Genomic DNA, 15,102 nt, shown 5'->3' with positions numbered 1-15,102 from the left:
GATGCAAGGAGGATCTCATGACAACGTTGTGGAACAAGGACCTGCGGATCGTGCAGGTACGACATTGGATCACGGCCGCGGTAGTGGCCGTCGGGCTGTGTACGGTGCTGTTGCTGGCTGCGTGTACGGCGGGCAGTTCGGCGTTGACGGGAACGTTAGCGCTGGAGGGAAGACCCGCCCTGGGTGAACCTTTCGTGCTGCGCCTGGAACTGCGCACCTCGATGGACATGACCGACGTCGCGGTGAGTTTCATTTTGCCGACTGGGGTGGGACTGGTCAGCGCGCCTGGACAGTGGCAAATCGACATGAATTCGAACCAGACTTACGTTTTTACCGCCACCGCACGTGTGCAAGAGAACGGATACTACAAATTGAGTGGTATCGGCCGGAAGGATTATCCCAGTGGGGGCTTTTTCACCGGTTTCGATGCGCTATACCTCCTGGTGGAAGGCGAAGACACGTGGGCCAGCCATGACCCGCCACCCAATCATTGGGAGTCACCAGGTCAAGAAGTTCCGGGAGCAACACCGCTCCAACCTGAGTTGATTCAGAACCGCCTGTATCTGTCGGGCACGCTGGCCTTGAACCAACCGGTGACGGTAATTTACGAAGTGACGCCGTTGGTGGATTTGCAGCACGCATCGGTTGGCATGGCGGCCTCAAGCGGCGGCTTACGATCGAGCGAGCCGCACGTGGAAGCGGCCGACGCTACCCTGACGGCCGTTCTCAAATTCTCCAGTTCTGGAGAGGGCATGTACTACTGGACTGGGCCCATGAAAAGCCAGCAGACCTATTCGTTCTATCTGACCCTAGAAGCCGCGGCCGGTGGACAAGGAGGTGTGCGAGCGGGCGTAATGGAAATCGGATCGGTTGACTCGGTATCACAGCCGATCATCGACGCAGGTCAATCCCTGGCCCTCAGCCTGTATTCACCATCATTGGCGCGCTGAGTTAAGAAAGTGCAAAGTGCTGAGTACAAAGTACAAAACGCAGAATGTCCCACGCGCTCTGCATTTTGCACTCATCACTTTGCACTCATCACTTTGTACTCAGCACTCAGCGTTTACAAGCTGAGGATGCCCATCTCCTGCACATGGCTCAGCCACTGTGCGCCGTCCGGCCGGATGAAGAAGAGGTCTTCGATGCGCACACCGCCCCAGCCGGGCAGGTAGATGCCCGGCTCCACCGTGACGACGTTGCCGGCCTGGATGACATCCTGGCTTTGCGGCCCCAGGGACGGCTTTTCGTGTACGGCCAGGCCCACGCCATGTCCCAACGAATGGACGAACTTGTCGCCAAAGCCAGCCTGTTCGATGACGTCACGCGCCAGCCGATCCGCCTCCGCACCGGTTAGCCCTGGCCGCAGATGGGTCGCGGCCTGTTGATGCGCTGCAGCCACGGCCTGGTACACCGTGTGGAAGGTCTCGCTGGCCGGCTGGCCCAGGCAGAAGGTGCGCGTCAGATCAGAGTGGTAGCCGTTGGGCAAGCGCGCGCCCAGGTCAATCGTCAGCGGTTCGCCGGCCTCGATGGGGCGCTCGGTCGGCCGGGCGTGGGGCAAGGCGCTGTTCGGCCCGCTGGCGACGATGATTTCAAAGGCCACCGCGCGCGCGCCATGCTGGCGCAGGTAGACCTCCAGGCGCCAGGCCAGCTCGGCTTCGCTCATGCCCGGCTGCGCCACGGTGTAGGCATAGGCCATGGCGGCGTCGGCCAACTGCGCGGCTTCCTGGATGGCTGCCAACTCGCCCGCTTCTTTCTGGCTGCGCAGCCCTTCCACCAGGCCGGTGGTAAAGGCCCAATCCATGTCCAACGGTTGGAACCAGCGCCGCCACTGCTCCAGCGTGACCTGCTCTGACTCCAGCGCAATCCGTTTGCGCCGCAACGGCTCCAGCAGGCGCCGGAAACCTTCGGCATCTTCCCCGCGCGCGATTTTGAGCACGGCAAACCCCGGACATTCCCGACTGGCCTGCTCGATGTAGCGCCCGTCGGTGATGAGGGTGGCCGCGTCGGCGGTGATGAAGAGCCAGCCATTCGATCCGCTGAAGCCGCTGAGATAGCGCCGGTTCGCTCCTTCGCTGATCAGGCAAGCGTCGAGTTGGTGCGCCGTCAACGCGGCGCGCATGCGTGTCAATCGGTCGGACATGGATCTCCCTCCGTAGGTGACTGCTCAGGCATCCCGCGTCTGCCGCCGCCGAATGAATTCGGGGCGAAAGGGCGTTCCGCCGCAAGGTCGGCCCACGCCGACCAGCACTGCGTCCACGCCGGTGGACGCCCGGCGGAACGCCCTTCAGGCGCGATGTGAATCGCTCTCGATTGCGACAGCGCACCTCCCTCGCTGTTCAGACGCCCGGCGCCTTATTCGCTGATCGGCGTCACCGCGCCGCAGCGAATACATTTGGCCGTGGTCTTGCTCGCCACGGTCAACAGGCCGCCGCACTGCGGACAGGGCGTGGGCAGCGGCCGCGTCCAACTGCTGAACTTGCAGTCGGGGTAGTTGACGCAGCCGTAAAAAATGCGATTACGCCGCGTCTTGCGCTCCACCAGGTCGCCGCCGCACTCTGGACAGGCCACGCCTACTTTGAGCAGGATCGGTTTGGTGTTGCGACATTCCGGGAAGTTGCTGCAGGCGATGAACTTGCCAAAGCGCCCGTGCTTGAACACCAGGGCATGGCCGCACTTCTCGCACATCTCGCCGGTCGGCTCGTTGTCCACCTGGACCTGTTCCATGCTGGCCTCGGCCTGCGACAAGCTGTGGACGAACGGCTCCCAGAAGCGGCGCAGGACCGGCACCCACGCCTCCTCGCCGTCTGCGATGCGGTCGAGATGCTCTTCCATCTGCGCCGTGAAGCCAACGTCAATGATGTCGGGGAAGTGCTTGACCAGGAGGTCATTGACCACAAAGCCCAGCTCCGTGGGGAACAGGCGTTTCTCCCGCCGTTCGACATAGCCGCGCTGCTGGATGGTGGAGATGATCGGCGCATAGGTGCTGGGACGGCCAATGCCGTTCTCTTCCAGGGTGCGCACCAGGGTCGCTTCGGTGTAACGCGGCGGCGGCTGCGTGAAGTGCTGTTCGGGCAGCAGGCGCAGCAGATCGAGCCATTCGCCTTCCTGCAACGCCGGCAGCCAGCGTTCATCGCCATCGCCCAGGGCATCTTCGTCGCGCGTCTCTTCATAGACCACAAGGAAGCCGGCAAAGCGCACACGCGCGCCCGTGGCGCGGAACAGATACGGGCGCTCGTCGGCCGTTGGCCCGGCTTCGATGTCCACGCTGATCGTGTCTATCACGGCCGGCTCCATCTGGCTGGCGACGAAGCGCTGCCAAATCATCTCGTAGAGGCGAAACAGCTCGCGCTTGAGATACGGGCGCACCTGGTCGGGCGTGCGCAGCACGGAGGTGGGGCGAATGGCCTCATGCGCCTCCTGCGCGCCCTTGGCGCGGGTCTTGTACTGGGGCGGCGTCTCCGGCACGAATTCGGCCCCGTAACGCTGGCGAATGAAATCGCGCGCCTGGTTCTGCGCCACTTCGGCCACCGTCATGCTGTCGGTGCGCATGTAGGTAATCAGGCCTACGTTGCCCTCGCTGCCCAATTCCACCCCTTCGTACAGGATTTGCGCGTTGGCCATGGTCTGGCGGGCCGTGAAGGACAACCGCCGCGAGGCCTCCTGCTGCAAGGTGCTGGTGGTAAACGGCGGCGCGGGTTTGCGGCGTCGCTCCCCTAGCTTCACCTTGCTCACCTGGTAGGTGGACTGTTCCAGCGCGGCCACGATGCCCAGCGTGTCCGCCTCGTTCGGCAGATCGGCCTCTTCCCCGCGAATGCGCACCAGCCGCGCCCTGAAACTGGGCCGTTCCTTGGGCGCGCGCTTACCCTGGACGAGCTTCTGCGCCAGTTCCGCTTCGATGGACCAGTATTCTTCGGCCACAAAGGCTTGAATCTCGCGCTCGCGCTCCACTACCAGGCGCACGGCCACGGATTGCACCCGTCCGGCCGACGTGCGGCTGCGCACTCGATCCCACAGCAAGGGGCTGATCTTGTAGCCCACCAGGCGATCCAGGATGCGCCGCGTCTGCTGCGCGTTGACCAGGTCCATGTCCACGGTGCGCGCGTGGTCGAAGGCTGCGCGTACGGCATCTTGGGTGATCTCGTGGAAAACCACGCGCTGCGCGCGGCTCGGGTCAATCGCTGCGGCTTCCATCAGGTGCCAGGCAATGGCCTCGCCCTCTCGATCCGGGTCGGTCGCCAGGAAAACCTGGGCGGCCTGCGCGGCCTCCGCCTTGATCTGCTTCACGACCTCTTTCTTTTCATTGGGCACGCGATAGGTGGGGCGGAAGTCGTGGTCCGTGTCCACCGAAAGCTGCGAGCGCAGCAGGTCTCGCACATGGCCGACCGAGGCGCGCACGCGGTAACCGCGCCCCAGGATGCGTTCCACGGTTTTGGCCTTGGCCGGCGATTCCACGATCACCAGCCGCGTGCGCGTCGCCGGACCGGCGGCGCTGCCGTTGCCGGAACGGGCGGCGGGGCCGGGTTTGGCCTGTAATGCCGCCGCCTGCTTGCCGCCGCGCTTTTGCGCTGGCGCTGCCTGGCGTTCAGCCGCGGCCTTGGCCTGCGCCGCCGCCTTGAGCTGCGCCGCGCTGGGGCGCGTCAGGCCGGCATGACCGGGCGCTTCACCCATGCGAAAGAGCGCAGTGCCGCACACCGGGCAAACGCCGCGTACGGCCGGCACGCCACGCGCCGTGAAGACCGCCTGCGCCTCGCTCAGCGGGCGCCGCTCTTTGCACTTGACGCAGTAGGCGCTGGCGCCATCAGGCAGGCCGGCGGGCGCAGAGGTGGGGCCGCTGGGCGCGGTTGGCGTGGCCGGCTTCTCGATCTTGACCGGCGCCGGGCGCGTCAAGCCGGCGTGGCCGGCGGTTTCTCCCAGCCGATACAGCGTGGTGCTGCACACCGGGCATTCGCCGCGCGTCACAGGCTGGCCGCGCACATTGAAAACGGCCTGCGCATGCTGAATCTCGCGTTTGGTGCGGCATTTGACACAGTATGCCTCAACGACGGGCGCGGGAGACGTGACTGAATCGTCGGTCATGACGAACTAACTCCATAGAAAAGATGATGCCCAGCCCGCCAGCGGCCGGTTCAGCCGTCACGCAAACGCGTGTCGCGGCTCAAGACGTAACTCATGCCGCCAACCTGGCGCACGAGTCCCTTCAGTTCCATCAGCGTCAGCGTGCTTGCCACCGTCGCCATCGGCAGGCCGGTCGCATGGGCCACGTCATCAATGTGACGCGGCTCGCTCGACAGGTGACTCACGAGCAGCGCCTCGGTCTCATCGGCCGGGAACAGCGTGCGCGCCTCGGCCTGCTGCGCCACCTGCTTCAGGTTCAACTCCTGCAGGATGTCCTCGACGCTCAAGACGGGCCGCGCGCCGTCGCGAATCAGGCGGTTCGTGCCTTCGCTGCTGCGCTGCAAAATGGAGCCAGGCACGGCAAACACCTCGCGCCCCTGCTCGGTGGCAAACTGCGCCGTGATCAAGGCGCCGCTGGTGACGCCTGCTTCAACCACCACCACGCCCAACGACAACCCACTGATGATGCGATTGCGCGGCGGAAAATTACCCGCCTCTGGCAGCGTACCCAGTGGATAGTCGGAGATCAGCGCGCCGGCCTCGGTGATTTCTTGCGCCAGGCGCCGGTGTTCATACGGATAAATGACATCCACGCCGCAGCCGAGCACCGCCAGCGTCCGTCCGCCGCCATCTAGCGCGGCGCGGTGCGCCTGGGCATCCACGCCCCGCGCCAGGCCGCTGACCACGGTGACGCGGTTGCGCACCAGGTCCGCGGCCAACTGGCGGGCCACCTCGCGGCCGTAGGCTGTGGGGTTGCGCGTGCCGACGACGGCCACGCTCCAGGCATCATCTTCCGTGATGGCGCCTTTGACGAAGAGCACCGGCGGCGGGTCATAGACGGTGCGTAGGCTGGCGGGATAATCGTCGTCGTCCCAGGTCAACGCGTGCGCGCCGCTCTGTTCCAGGCGCCGCAGCAGCTGATCGAGATCAAGATGCTGGCGCGCCTCCACCAGGTTGGTCAGCGAACGGCGATCCAGCCCAGCCTCGCGCAGGTCGTCGAACGATCCGCGCCAGGCGCGTTCGATGTCGCCGAAAAAGTCAAGCAGCGCACGCAAGCGCGCCGGCCCAATGCCGTTGACACTGTTGAAGCCAAGCCAATAACGCAAATCGCCCACGCCACCACCTCATGTTGCTGCGCCTGCGCTGGGCACGCGGTTACGCGGCTTCCAGCCCAGGCGGCACGCTGACGACCATCCGGCCGTCGTCCACAAGAACCGCATGGATGACATCCTCGACGGCCGGCAGCAGCAGCTCGCCGGTCGCGGTTTGGACCACGTAGACATCATTGGCGCCGGTGAACAGCACGTCGGTGACATGTCCGATCAGCTCGCCGGCCTGTGTGACCACCGCCAGCCCCACAACCTGGTGGACGAAGAACTCGCCCTCACCCAGGCGCATCGCTTCGGCCCGCGGCACCTTGACCCACAGCCCGCGCAGGGCTTCGGCGTCGCTGCGCGTCTCCACGCCGATCAGGCTGAGCAGGGCGTAGCGCGGCGTCAGGCGCACGGCGGCCACCCCAACCGGCAAATTGGCATCGCCCACAAAGACGCGCTGCAAGCTGAGAAAACGCTCCGGCCAATGAGTTTGGTAGGCCACGATGACCTGCCCGCGCAAACCGTGCGCGCGGGTCACGCGCCCGATCACGATATACTCAGGCGCGGGGATGGCGGGTTGCTGTGATGATGATATTGACATGATGGGTGGGCGCCAGAACCGATAGGCAAAAAACAAAGGACGAATCAAACGGGTTCGTCCTTTGTTTCAAGCGGCGATGAAAAGCAGCCTGTTGGCCGGCGGGCAGTTGCGGCGCGGCGTAGAGGCGCACAGCCTGCTGCCGCCGTATCGGCTGCCTGCTTAGTGCACTTCCAACGAAGCCCGTTTACCGCGGCGTACGGCCGCGACTCGGAGCAGAATGCGCATCGCGTTGACCACGCGTCCACTCTTGCCAATGATGCGGCCCATGTCGGACGGCGCCACGTGCAGCTCCAGGGCAATCTCCTGCGGAGTTACGTGTTCACGCACCCGCACCTGCTCTGGCTCATCCACCAACCCTTGCGCAATGTACTCGACCAGTTCTTTCATGCCAGGGACTCCTGGTTCAGTAGTGGTCACGCTTCCCACGGCGCCGTGGCGAGCACGCCCTGGCGAAACAGGACGCGCGCCACTGCCTCTGACGGCTGGGCGCCGACGCCGATCCAATAGCTTGCGCGCTCCTTATCGAGCACCACGGTTTCCGGCTCGGTGCGCGGATTGAAATAGCCCAGGGATTCGATGAAGCGACCATCGCGTGGTGAGCGACTGTCAGCGACGACAATACGATAGGTTGGCTGCCTTTTGGCGCCCATGCGGCGCATACGAATACGAACCATGTGACTCTTCCGACTCCTTTTCTACCCTTAGCAGCGTGTGTGCTGCTTAACGCAACATACCCAAAAGCCCCTGCAATCCGCCGCGCCCGCGTCGTTGGTTTGACATCTGTTTCATCAGGCGCTGCATCTGCCGGAATTGCGAGAGCAGATCGTTCAACTCGGCCACGGTCGTCCCTGACCCACGCGCGATGCGCCGCTTGCGACTCCCGTTGATGATGTCGGGATCTCGACGCTCGGCTGTGGTCATCGAACAAATCATGGCTTCGATGGATTTCATTTGACCATCGGTCACTTCGGGGGCAATCTCCTTGCTCATGCGCGACATGCCCGGAATCATGTCCATCAACTGGCTGAGCGGTCCCAGTTTCCTGATTTCACGCATCTGGCCCAGGAAATCTTCCAGGTCGAAGTCGCCCTTCATCAGGCGTTTGCCCATCGCCTCAGCCTTCGTCTTGTCAAGCGACGATTCAGCCTTCTCGATGAGGGTCAGCACATCGCCCATGCCCAGGATGCGCGAGGCCAGGCGGTCGGGATGGTACGGCTCCAGGGCATCCGTTTTTTCGCCAATGCCCAGGAATTTGATCGGCACGCCGGTTACTTCACGGATCGAAAGGGCCGCGCCGCCGCGTGCATCGCCGTCTACTTTGGTCAAGATCAGGCCGGTGATGCCAACGCGTGTATGGAACCCTTCCGCCACGCGCACCGCTTCCTGGCCGGTCATGGCGTCCACCACGAGCAAAATGTCGTTCGGCTTGGTGCGCGCCTTGACCTGTTCTAACTCCGCCATCATGGTATCGTCAATTTGCAGACGACCGGCGGTGTCGAGGATGACGACGTTGTACGCGCCCTCTTTGGCGCGTTGCACGGCGTTGGCGCAAATCTGAGGCGGGGGCAGCTTGTTGCCCTCGCTGTGCACCGGGATGTCCAACTGCTTGCCCAGCACTTCCAACTGTGTGATGGCAGCCGGCCGGTAGGTGTCTGCGGCCACCAACAGCGGTCGTTGGCCGGCCTTGCGCAGGCGCAGAGCCAGCTTGGCCGCCGTGGTCGTCTTGCCGGAGCCTTGCAGACCCACCATCATGATCACTGTCGGCGGGTTGGAGGCCATGGTGAGCTTGCCAGGTTCCCCCAGCATGGTGATCAGCTCTTCATGCACGATCTTGACCACCTGCTGCGCTGGGGTCAGACTCTGCATCACCTCGACGCCGACGGCCCGTTCGCGGATGCGCGCCACGAACGCCTTGACCACCTTGAAGTTGACGTCAGCTTCGAGCAAGGCCATGCGCACTTCGCGCAGCGCCTTGTCTACATCAGCTTCGCTCAGGCGGCCCTGGCTCGACAGTTTGTCGAAAATGGCCTGTAACTTGTCGGTCAGTGTCTCGAACACAGTTTAGCTCACTGTTCGTCCTGGCTTATACAACAGACTTCCGAAGCCCAACGGACTTCGGAAGCTCCTCGCGCCTACAGTGGCGCGATTCTACAAGAGGTTGTGGTTTTCGTCAAGTTCCTGTATAATGAAAGCAGATCTGTGCATGTTAAATCAAACTCGTGGAAGCGCCATCATGATCCGAAAGTCACCTTCCTCCAAACCTGGATTTCTCAGTGTCACCTTTGAACTACCCTCAACCGTTTGGGCTGAGCAGGTAGCCCTGGTGGGCGAGTTCAACGATTGGAATAAACAGCTTGATTTCTTGATCCAGGATCGCAGTGACGCAGTCTGGCGAATTACCCTCGACCTGGAAGTGGGCCGCCAGTACCAGTTCCGCTACCTGGTGAACGGCACCGATTGGCACAATGATTGGAGCGCAGACGCGTACGTGCCTAATCAGCAGGGCACGGACAACTCCGTCGTTCTGACATAACTGAGCTGACCGTTCGCACCCTCTCCTCGATCCATCTGATTCCGCCCTCTGCTTCTACTATCGCCTGCCACCGTCGCCATTTGCCGGCAGACTGCCGCGCGCGCGGCGGCGCCCATGCCCTGATAGAGTGTGGCCGCCGACGCTGCCGTCGTCGCAGCCTCAGGTAGATTCCCGTGAGCCGCTTGGATTCTGGCGCGCACGAGCAGGGTTTCGGCCTCTTCCAGGCGACTGCGCAGGGCCCTACTCTGGGTATACGCCTTTTCCAGGTGCGCCTCTGCTGCGTCGCCATCTCCGCGCGCCGCCTCCACCTGCGCGGCCACGCGCCGGGCGCGCAGGCCGGCGATGGTTTGCCCGGTGGCCTGCGCTGCACTCAAAGAATGCTCGATCCAGGCGGCCGCGGCAGGCGCTTGATCCAACGCCAGCAAGAGCGCCGCCTGCATACGACAGGCATCGCTTTGCAAGCGTGCTGTGTTGAGTTCGTCCTGCAACGCCCGTGACGCCTGCAGATGGACACCCGCCGCTTCCCGGTCTCCCAGGGTCAGGTGCAGTTCGGCCAGGCCAAGATGACTGCGCGCCGCCATCCCCCGTTGGCCGGTGTCATGAGCAAGGGTCAGCGCCTGGCCGTAATGGGCTTGGGCTTGCGTCCATTCTCCCAGGTAAAAAAATACTTCTCCCAGGTTGAATTCCGTCGCGCACATCCCTGGCCGATTTCCCAACGCCGCGTCGAGTTCCAGGGCCGCCAGGTGACCATCCCGTGCGGCGATCAGGTCGCCCAGGTGGAAATCGAGGATGGCCAGGTTGCCACGCGCGGCCGCCTGACCGATCAAGTCGCCGGATTGCATACGAAAGTGAAGGACCCGCTGCGTGAGAGTTCGCGCCTCTTCCCATTGACCGTGGATGAACATGATTCCTGCCAGGATCGAGAGCGCCGCAGCCAGCTCACGTCCATAGGGTGAATGTTCGATAACGGCCAGGCTGGACTCAACCCAGCGCTGCGCACGATCGTACTCGCCCTGTTGATGGTACAGCCAGGCGATGGCGTTGGTCACCTGGGCCTGCAAACGCACATCGTTTGTGGTCCTCACGTGCTGCTCCGCCCTTAGCAGCCACTCCAGGCTCGTCTTGAATTCACCCTGTTCCTGGTAGACGCGCCCCATTTTGACACAAAGAATAACAGACGGCGCCTCTGTCCCATTCAGGTCCAGGGCGCGCTGAAAGTAAGCCAGCGCAGGCGCATAGTTTCCTTGTATCAGGGCAATTTCTCCGAGCGCCTGGTACGCCAGGCCGCGACGCGCCGGCGACAGGCCAGTCTCCAACAGATCCTCGAGCATCGTCTGCGCCGCCATGGCTTGACCCCTGTTCAACACGCTCTCGATCTGTTCTGCAAGTCGTTGGGCGGCATGTTCACAAGCACCCGCCTGCCAGTCATGATAGGCTGCTTCCAGGTAATCACGACGCCGATCGTAATAACTGGCCGCGGCCGCATGAATGCGCTGGCGGTCGGCCGGGCGCGCCTGCAGCCGGCTGAAAGCATCATCGCGCAACAACTGGTGGATGTGCACGTCAGCCGAAGGATAAAGCCGCGTGACGATGTGACGGGTCACCAGGCGGTCGAGTGTTGCGCCCACATCGAGCACCCCCACAGCCGCCAGAAGTTGCTGTAGATCATGGTCATACTCATCGAAGGGCGTGCGGAAAATCGCCGCAACCTCAAGCAGCGCACGTTCGGGGGGCGTGAGTTCCTGAAAGATGTTTTCCAATAAGTAGTGGCGCACATCGGGCGTCTTCTCAAGATGCGCAATGAGCATCTCGACCGATGGTGCTGCCCCTGGTGCGGCTTGCGTGGACTGGACCTGGGCCATGAAAAAACGGAGGAACATGGGATTACCGTCGGTCTTGGCGTGCAGACGGCGACCAAGATCTGGGTCCAATTCAGTGAGGCCCGCGCGCTCGAGCAGGCTTTGCATTTCTTCGCAACTCAGGCCCGGCAGCGGGAAACTGACGCCGTGCTGCACCCAGGTTGGCTGCGTGCGGCCAACCAGTAGGATTTGTACACCGTCTGGAGATGCCTGGCGGCAGAGTAACCCCAGGAAACCACTGAGAGAAGCATCATTTACCAGGTGACTATTGTCCACCACGATGAATGTTGGCCTGGTTTGCAACCGGCGGAGTAGAAAGTGAACCTGTGGCGTCAGGAAGGCATGCGAGCCAGACGGGGTTGATCTTGGCGCGTCATGCGCAGCCGAGGCAGCAAGCAGCGTACGGAAGTCCGTGATGCCGTGATTGGCCAGGTGTACGGCGAACTCGTGCAGGACGCTGTTCAAGCTGGTGGGGTATCCCGGTTGGAATTGCAGCCACAGAACGGGCATCTGCTCCGTCGCCTGCTGCGCAAGCGCCGCGGCCAGGGTCGTTTTGCCTGCGCCGGCCAGCCCTGTGATCGCCAGCAAGCCTTGTTGCGCCAGGAGCGTCCTGCAAGCCTGTAACTCGCGCTGGCGTCCAACCAGGTCGGCCGTGTACGGGATCGAGCTGCCGACCGTGGGGGGCATTGTCCACGCGTTCGACTCGGCTGCGGAATCGCCCAGCTGGGCGGCCAGCAGAGACAGGGCGGTGCGCTGCTCACGGAAAAAGGTGCTGCGACTGAGGTTGAGTTTGGCCATGACCTGGGACGGTGGTTGACGTTCGACATAGATCAGGCGCAGCAAGCGATAGCGGCGCCAGGCGGCTTCAACGCCAGCTGTCACACCGACCGGCTGCAACTGCTCAAGGACAGCCAGCAGGTAGGCGTGCAGGCCAGGGCCAGGGTCTGCCTCGGTTGTCTGCGTGATTGGAGGCCGGATCGCAGTTGCCAGCGGATGATGGCGCAGGTAGGCAAAATCGTACAAATGGTTGAGCAAGTTGCGAACAGCGTCGGCATCGAGAATCAAGGTGGCGGGTGACACAGGATTCACCTCATGGGATGATGCGTTCTGGTTTTGGCGCGTCGTCGCAGGCGTCAAGAAAGATGACGTTGCACCATTTTACTGTATCCAATCCGCTTACGCAAATGCGCTGCAAATGCCCTGGGGAGGCGGATCAGCCGTTTTCAAGACGTAAGCGTGAGACTAAGCGTGAGACTAAGATGAGACTAAGATGAGACTTTTCCGCTTGAAAGCACAACGGCAAAGGGTTAGACTAAGCATGATGCTTGTGTTCCTGATATTCGCCGTCGTTGGTGCGTTGATGCTTCACAATGTACTTGAAAGGAAGTTGCCATGTCAATCTTGTTCTTGCGGAGGGCACGTGCGGCCACAATGGCCGTGAGTTGGGGTGTTGTCATTGTGCTGGTTGGTATACAAGCGGGGCGTTCGGCTTTGGCCGCGCCGTCCTATGCACAGAGCGTTGATCAGAGTCTGCCGGGTGCGGCGCCGGCTCCGCCTGCGGCCGCGGTTGCGCCGCACGATCCGAGGCCGATTGTGACCGCCATGGCGCAGGGCGCAGTCGTCGGCCTGATTCTACAACCCGAAGGTACGGAAGGCCAGATTTTGGTTACTGACGTTACCGGTGACGCCCTGGTCGCCGGCATTGACCTCAAGGTCAGCGTCGAGACGATGGTTGAACCAGCCTTGGATGTCTATCTGGCCGCACCGGGCGCTCCCTGGCAGCAAGTGCCGCTACGCCCTATCACCGTCGAAGTCGGCATCAAGACCATTCCCGACCCACAACCGGCGGAAAAGCTTGGCCTCATGGCCACGGCCCAGACCATCCACCTGTTCGATGGGTTGGCGGCCCCAGGTACCTGGATGGTCAAACTGGTTCCCCGTACGCCAGACCTGGTCGGAAGTACCGCCGCTGTTTCATTGCGCATTTTGTACACGACTACTGACCGCTTTCCAACCCTTGAATCGCCTGACGATCAAGCATTCCCGGCCATCGAACGCCTACCCGAAGTCATCAGAAAATCGCCAAAGCCGCTCACGGGAGGCCCGGGAGAGAATGAGAGTCAAGAGAAGGTGCTTGTGGGTCCCTTGACCGCCGCAGACGCAATCGTTGGTTGGAACACGATCAAGTCCGAGGGCTTCGAGGATGAATTTCCTAATTCTGGTTGGACCTTGTGGGATGCCAGCCCCGATGGAAACGAACGCCTCTGGGGCAGAACCACCTGGATTGCAAGCGCCGGTACCTGGTCAGGGTGGCCGGCCAGTGGCGGAGCCAATGGTGTGGATCCGCGCTACACGTATTATCCCAATAACGTTGACTCGTGGATGATCTACGGGCCATTCGATCTGAGTGATGCCGTGGATGCCAAGACATCATTTCACTTGTGGCGCCAAATCGCACCAGACTATGATTATCTCTTCTTTGGGGTGTCTGATGACTTCACAAACTTCTATGGATGGAGGTGGGATGGGAGCGTTGATTGGAGACAAGAAATCATCAGCTACCCTGATTGGCAGGGAAGGAGCAGGGTTTGGGTTGCGTGGCTCTTTCACAGTGATAACACCATCGTTGACGATGGCCCTTTTATGGATAACATCAATATCGAAAAGGATGTGATGGCGCCTACACCTACTCCAACGTCAACCAATACCCGAACCCTCATCCCACCCACTGCGACCTGGACGCCCACGTTCACGCGCACCCCCACGCGTAAGCCCATCCCTACCAACACCCCCACACCGACCTGGACGCCCACGTTCACGCGCACCCCGACGCGTACGCCCGTCCCCACCAACACTCCCACACCGAGCAGAACGCCCACGCCCACACCGGTGCCCATCACGTTTTCAGGAGATGTCACCTACCTGGATGGCGGCGTATCCTACAGGGTGCCTTATGTCAAAGTTTACTTGATAGACAACGCCACCGGCGGCACCTTACGGACAGGTTGGTCCGACGCCAACGGTCATTATGTCTTTCCTGCCGTATCTCTCCAGCCCGGCAGCCAGGTTCATGTGCGCGGCGAAACCGGCAACGACCATCTGACCATCGGCACGGATCCCTTTGGATCGGTCTATTCGAAAGACGGGGATGATTACACCGTTTCCACCAGTATTCAACAAACGGTTGACTTACGGATCCCGGTCTTGGATGCCGGCCCGTGGATGATCATGCGTACGATAGAGACGCAGTGGGATCCTGGCTGTACGGATGTGACAATCTACTGGCCCAGTCTGATAAGCCAACCCTATGCCTACGGCTGCTCCTTGTGGCTGCGTGGAGGCGATGAGCAAGATCAGCATGACCCCGATGTGATCCTGCACGAATATGCCCACACCAAGATGTGGGGCGACTTTGGCTATTGGCCGTGTGGTATCCCAATCCCTGGTCTTCCCCCATGTTACCGAGCACATCCCTGGAATAGGGTCATCGATCCCAATTTTGCCTGGTCCGAGGGCTGGCCTGATTTCTACCAGGCCATGGTGCAGAATGAGGGCAATTATGTAGACAGTAATTCAGGAGGCGGTTTCTCCATCAACCTGGAGACGGACCCCCACAATTGGGTTCTTGGCGCCAATGTCGAAGGCTCGGTGGCGGGGTTGCTGTGGGATCTGTTCGATCCTGTCAATCCGGCGGAGAATGACGATATCCAACTGACGGTCAATGAGATCAGGAATGGATACGGCGACCACCCGATAGAGATTGGCGCCTACAACCAGGGAACGCACGCCGACAATATCTACGAGGAATTCTGGCAGAACCTGCGCAACCGGGGCAAGACGTGCTCCCAGCTCTGGAACACATTCAACAGCTTCAACATCCGGACCGGCTGCGCGCCGACA

At 62.0% G+C, this 15,102-nt stretch carries 11 protein-coding genes; 3 read left to right on the top strand and 8 right to left on the bottom strand.

The window, feature by feature from the left end:
- The first annotated feature begins 17 nt into the window (after nt 1–17).
- A complete protein-coding gene (locus tag ACPQ6D_RS08235) occupies nt 18–950 on the top strand; it encodes a hypothetical protein (RefSeq protein ID WP_423223834.1) in 933 nt (310 codons plus the stop codon).
- A 113-nt stretch (nt 951–1,063) separates the two neighbouring features.
- Here ACPQ6D_RS08235 and ACPQ6D_RS08230 read toward each other — a convergent pair whose 3' ends face one another.
- The 7 genes from ACPQ6D_RS08230 to ffh all read right to left on the bottom strand — a co-directional run bounded on the left by ACPQ6D_RS08230 (nt 1,064) and on the right by ffh (nt 8,868).
- The gene (locus tag ACPQ6D_RS08230) at nt 1,064–2,140 is read right to left on the bottom strand and encodes a M24 family metallopeptidase (RefSeq protein ID WP_423223833.1); all 1,077 of its coding nucleotides are present in this window, start codon (nt 2,138–2,140) and stop codon (nt 1,064–1,066) included.
- A 212-nt stretch (nt 2,141–2,352) separates the two neighbouring features.
- Nucleotides 2,353–5,076, bottom strand: coding sequence for a type I DNA topoisomerase (topA, locus tag ACPQ6D_RS08225; RefSeq protein ID WP_423223832.1), 2,724 nt, complete (start codon nt 5,074–5,076; stop codon nt 2,353–2,355).
- Between the two features lie 50 nt (nt 5,077–5,126).
- Nucleotides 5,127–6,230, bottom strand: a complete 1,104-nt coding sequence (gene dprA, locus ACPQ6D_RS08220; protein WP_423223831.1) for a DNA-processing protein DprA — start codon at nt 6,228–6,230, stop codon at nt 5,127–5,129.
- A 40-nt stretch (nt 6,231–6,270) separates the two neighbouring features.
- On the bottom strand, nt 6,271–6,810 hold the full coding sequence (gene rimM, locus ACPQ6D_RS08215) for a ribosome maturation factor RimM (protein ID WP_423223830.1): 540 nt from the start codon (nt 6,808–6,810) through the stop codon (nt 6,271–6,273).
- Nucleotides 6,811–6,969: 159 nt separating this feature from the next.
- Nucleotides 6,970–7,197, bottom strand: a complete 228-nt coding sequence (locus ACPQ6D_RS08210) for a KH domain-containing protein (protein ID WP_423223829.1) — start codon at nt 7,195–7,197, stop codon at nt 6,970–6,972.
- A gap of 26 nt (nt 7,198–7,223) precedes the next feature.
- Nucleotides 7,224–7,484 (bottom strand): 30S ribosomal protein S16, encoded by a 261-nt coding sequence (gene rpsP, locus ACPQ6D_RS08205; RefSeq protein WP_423223828.1) that lies wholly within the window; start codon nt 7,482–7,484, stop codon nt 7,224–7,226.
- Between the two features lie 46 nt (nt 7,485–7,530).
- Nucleotides 7,531–8,868 (bottom strand): signal recognition particle protein, encoded by a 1,338-nt coding sequence (ffh, locus tag ACPQ6D_RS08200; RefSeq protein WP_423223827.1) that lies wholly within the window; start codon nt 8,866–8,868, stop codon nt 7,531–7,533.
- A 175-nt stretch (nt 8,869–9,043) separates the two neighbouring features.
- On the opposite strand from ffh, the gene ACPQ6D_RS08195 reads away from it, so the two are divergent.
- Nucleotides 9,044–9,343 (top strand): isoamylase early set domain-containing protein, encoded by a 300-nt coding sequence (locus ACPQ6D_RS08195; protein ID WP_423223826.1) that lies wholly within the window; start codon nt 9,044–9,046, stop codon nt 9,341–9,343.
- Here ACPQ6D_RS08195 and ACPQ6D_RS08190 read toward each other — a convergent pair.
- On the bottom strand, nt 9,307–12,282 hold the full coding sequence (locus ACPQ6D_RS08190) for a tetratricopeptide repeat protein (RefSeq protein ID WP_423223825.1): 2,976 nt from the start codon (nt 12,280–12,282) through the stop codon (nt 9,307–9,309). The genes ACPQ6D_RS08195 and ACPQ6D_RS08190 overlap by 37 nt on opposite strands.
- A 312-nt stretch (nt 12,283–12,594) precedes the next feature.
- Here ACPQ6D_RS08190 and ACPQ6D_RS08185 point away from each other — a divergent pair.
- Nucleotides 12,595–15,102: carboxypeptidase-like regulatory domain-containing protein (locus tag ACPQ6D_RS08185; protein ID WP_423223824.1), on the top strand; the 2,508-nt coding region annotated here is incomplete at its 3' end.

The organism is Candidatus Amarolinea aalborgensis (genome assembly GCF_900491745.1).
GTDB classification, from domain to species: Bacteria; Chloroflexota; Anaerolineae; order SSC4; family Amarolineaceae; genus Amarolinea; species Amarolinea aalborgensis.
The sequence above is the reverse complement of the archived record's forward strand: the minus strand, read 5'-3'. Positions and strand labels throughout refer to the sequence as shown.

Coding starts and splice junctions, on each gene's coding strand:
- ACPQ6D_RS08195 (WP_423223826.1), top strand. CDS start 9,044: ATGATCCGAAAGTCACCTTCCTCCAAACCTGGATTTCTCAGTGTCACC.
- topA (WP_423223832.1), bottom strand. CDS start 5,076: ATGACCGACGATTCAGTCACGTCTCCCGCGCCCGTCGTTGAGGCATAC.
- ACPQ6D_RS08210 (WP_423223829.1), bottom strand. CDS start 7,197: ATGAAAGAACTGGTCGAGTACATTGCGCAAGGGTTGGTGGATGAGCCA.
- ACPQ6D_RS08235 (WP_423223834.1), top strand. CDS start 18: ATGACAACGTTGTGGAACAAGGACCTGCGGATCGTGCAGGTACGACAT.
- rpsP (WP_423223828.1), bottom strand. CDS start 7,484: ATGGTTCGTATTCGTATGCGCCGCATGGGCGCCAAAAGGCAGCCAACC.
- ACPQ6D_RS08230 (WP_423223833.1), bottom strand. CDS start 2,140: ATGTCCGACCGATTGACACGCATGCGCGCCGCGTTGACGGCGCACCAA.
- rimM (WP_423223830.1), bottom strand. CDS start 6,810: ATGTCAATATCATCATCACAGCAACCCGCCATCCCCGCGCCTGAGTAT.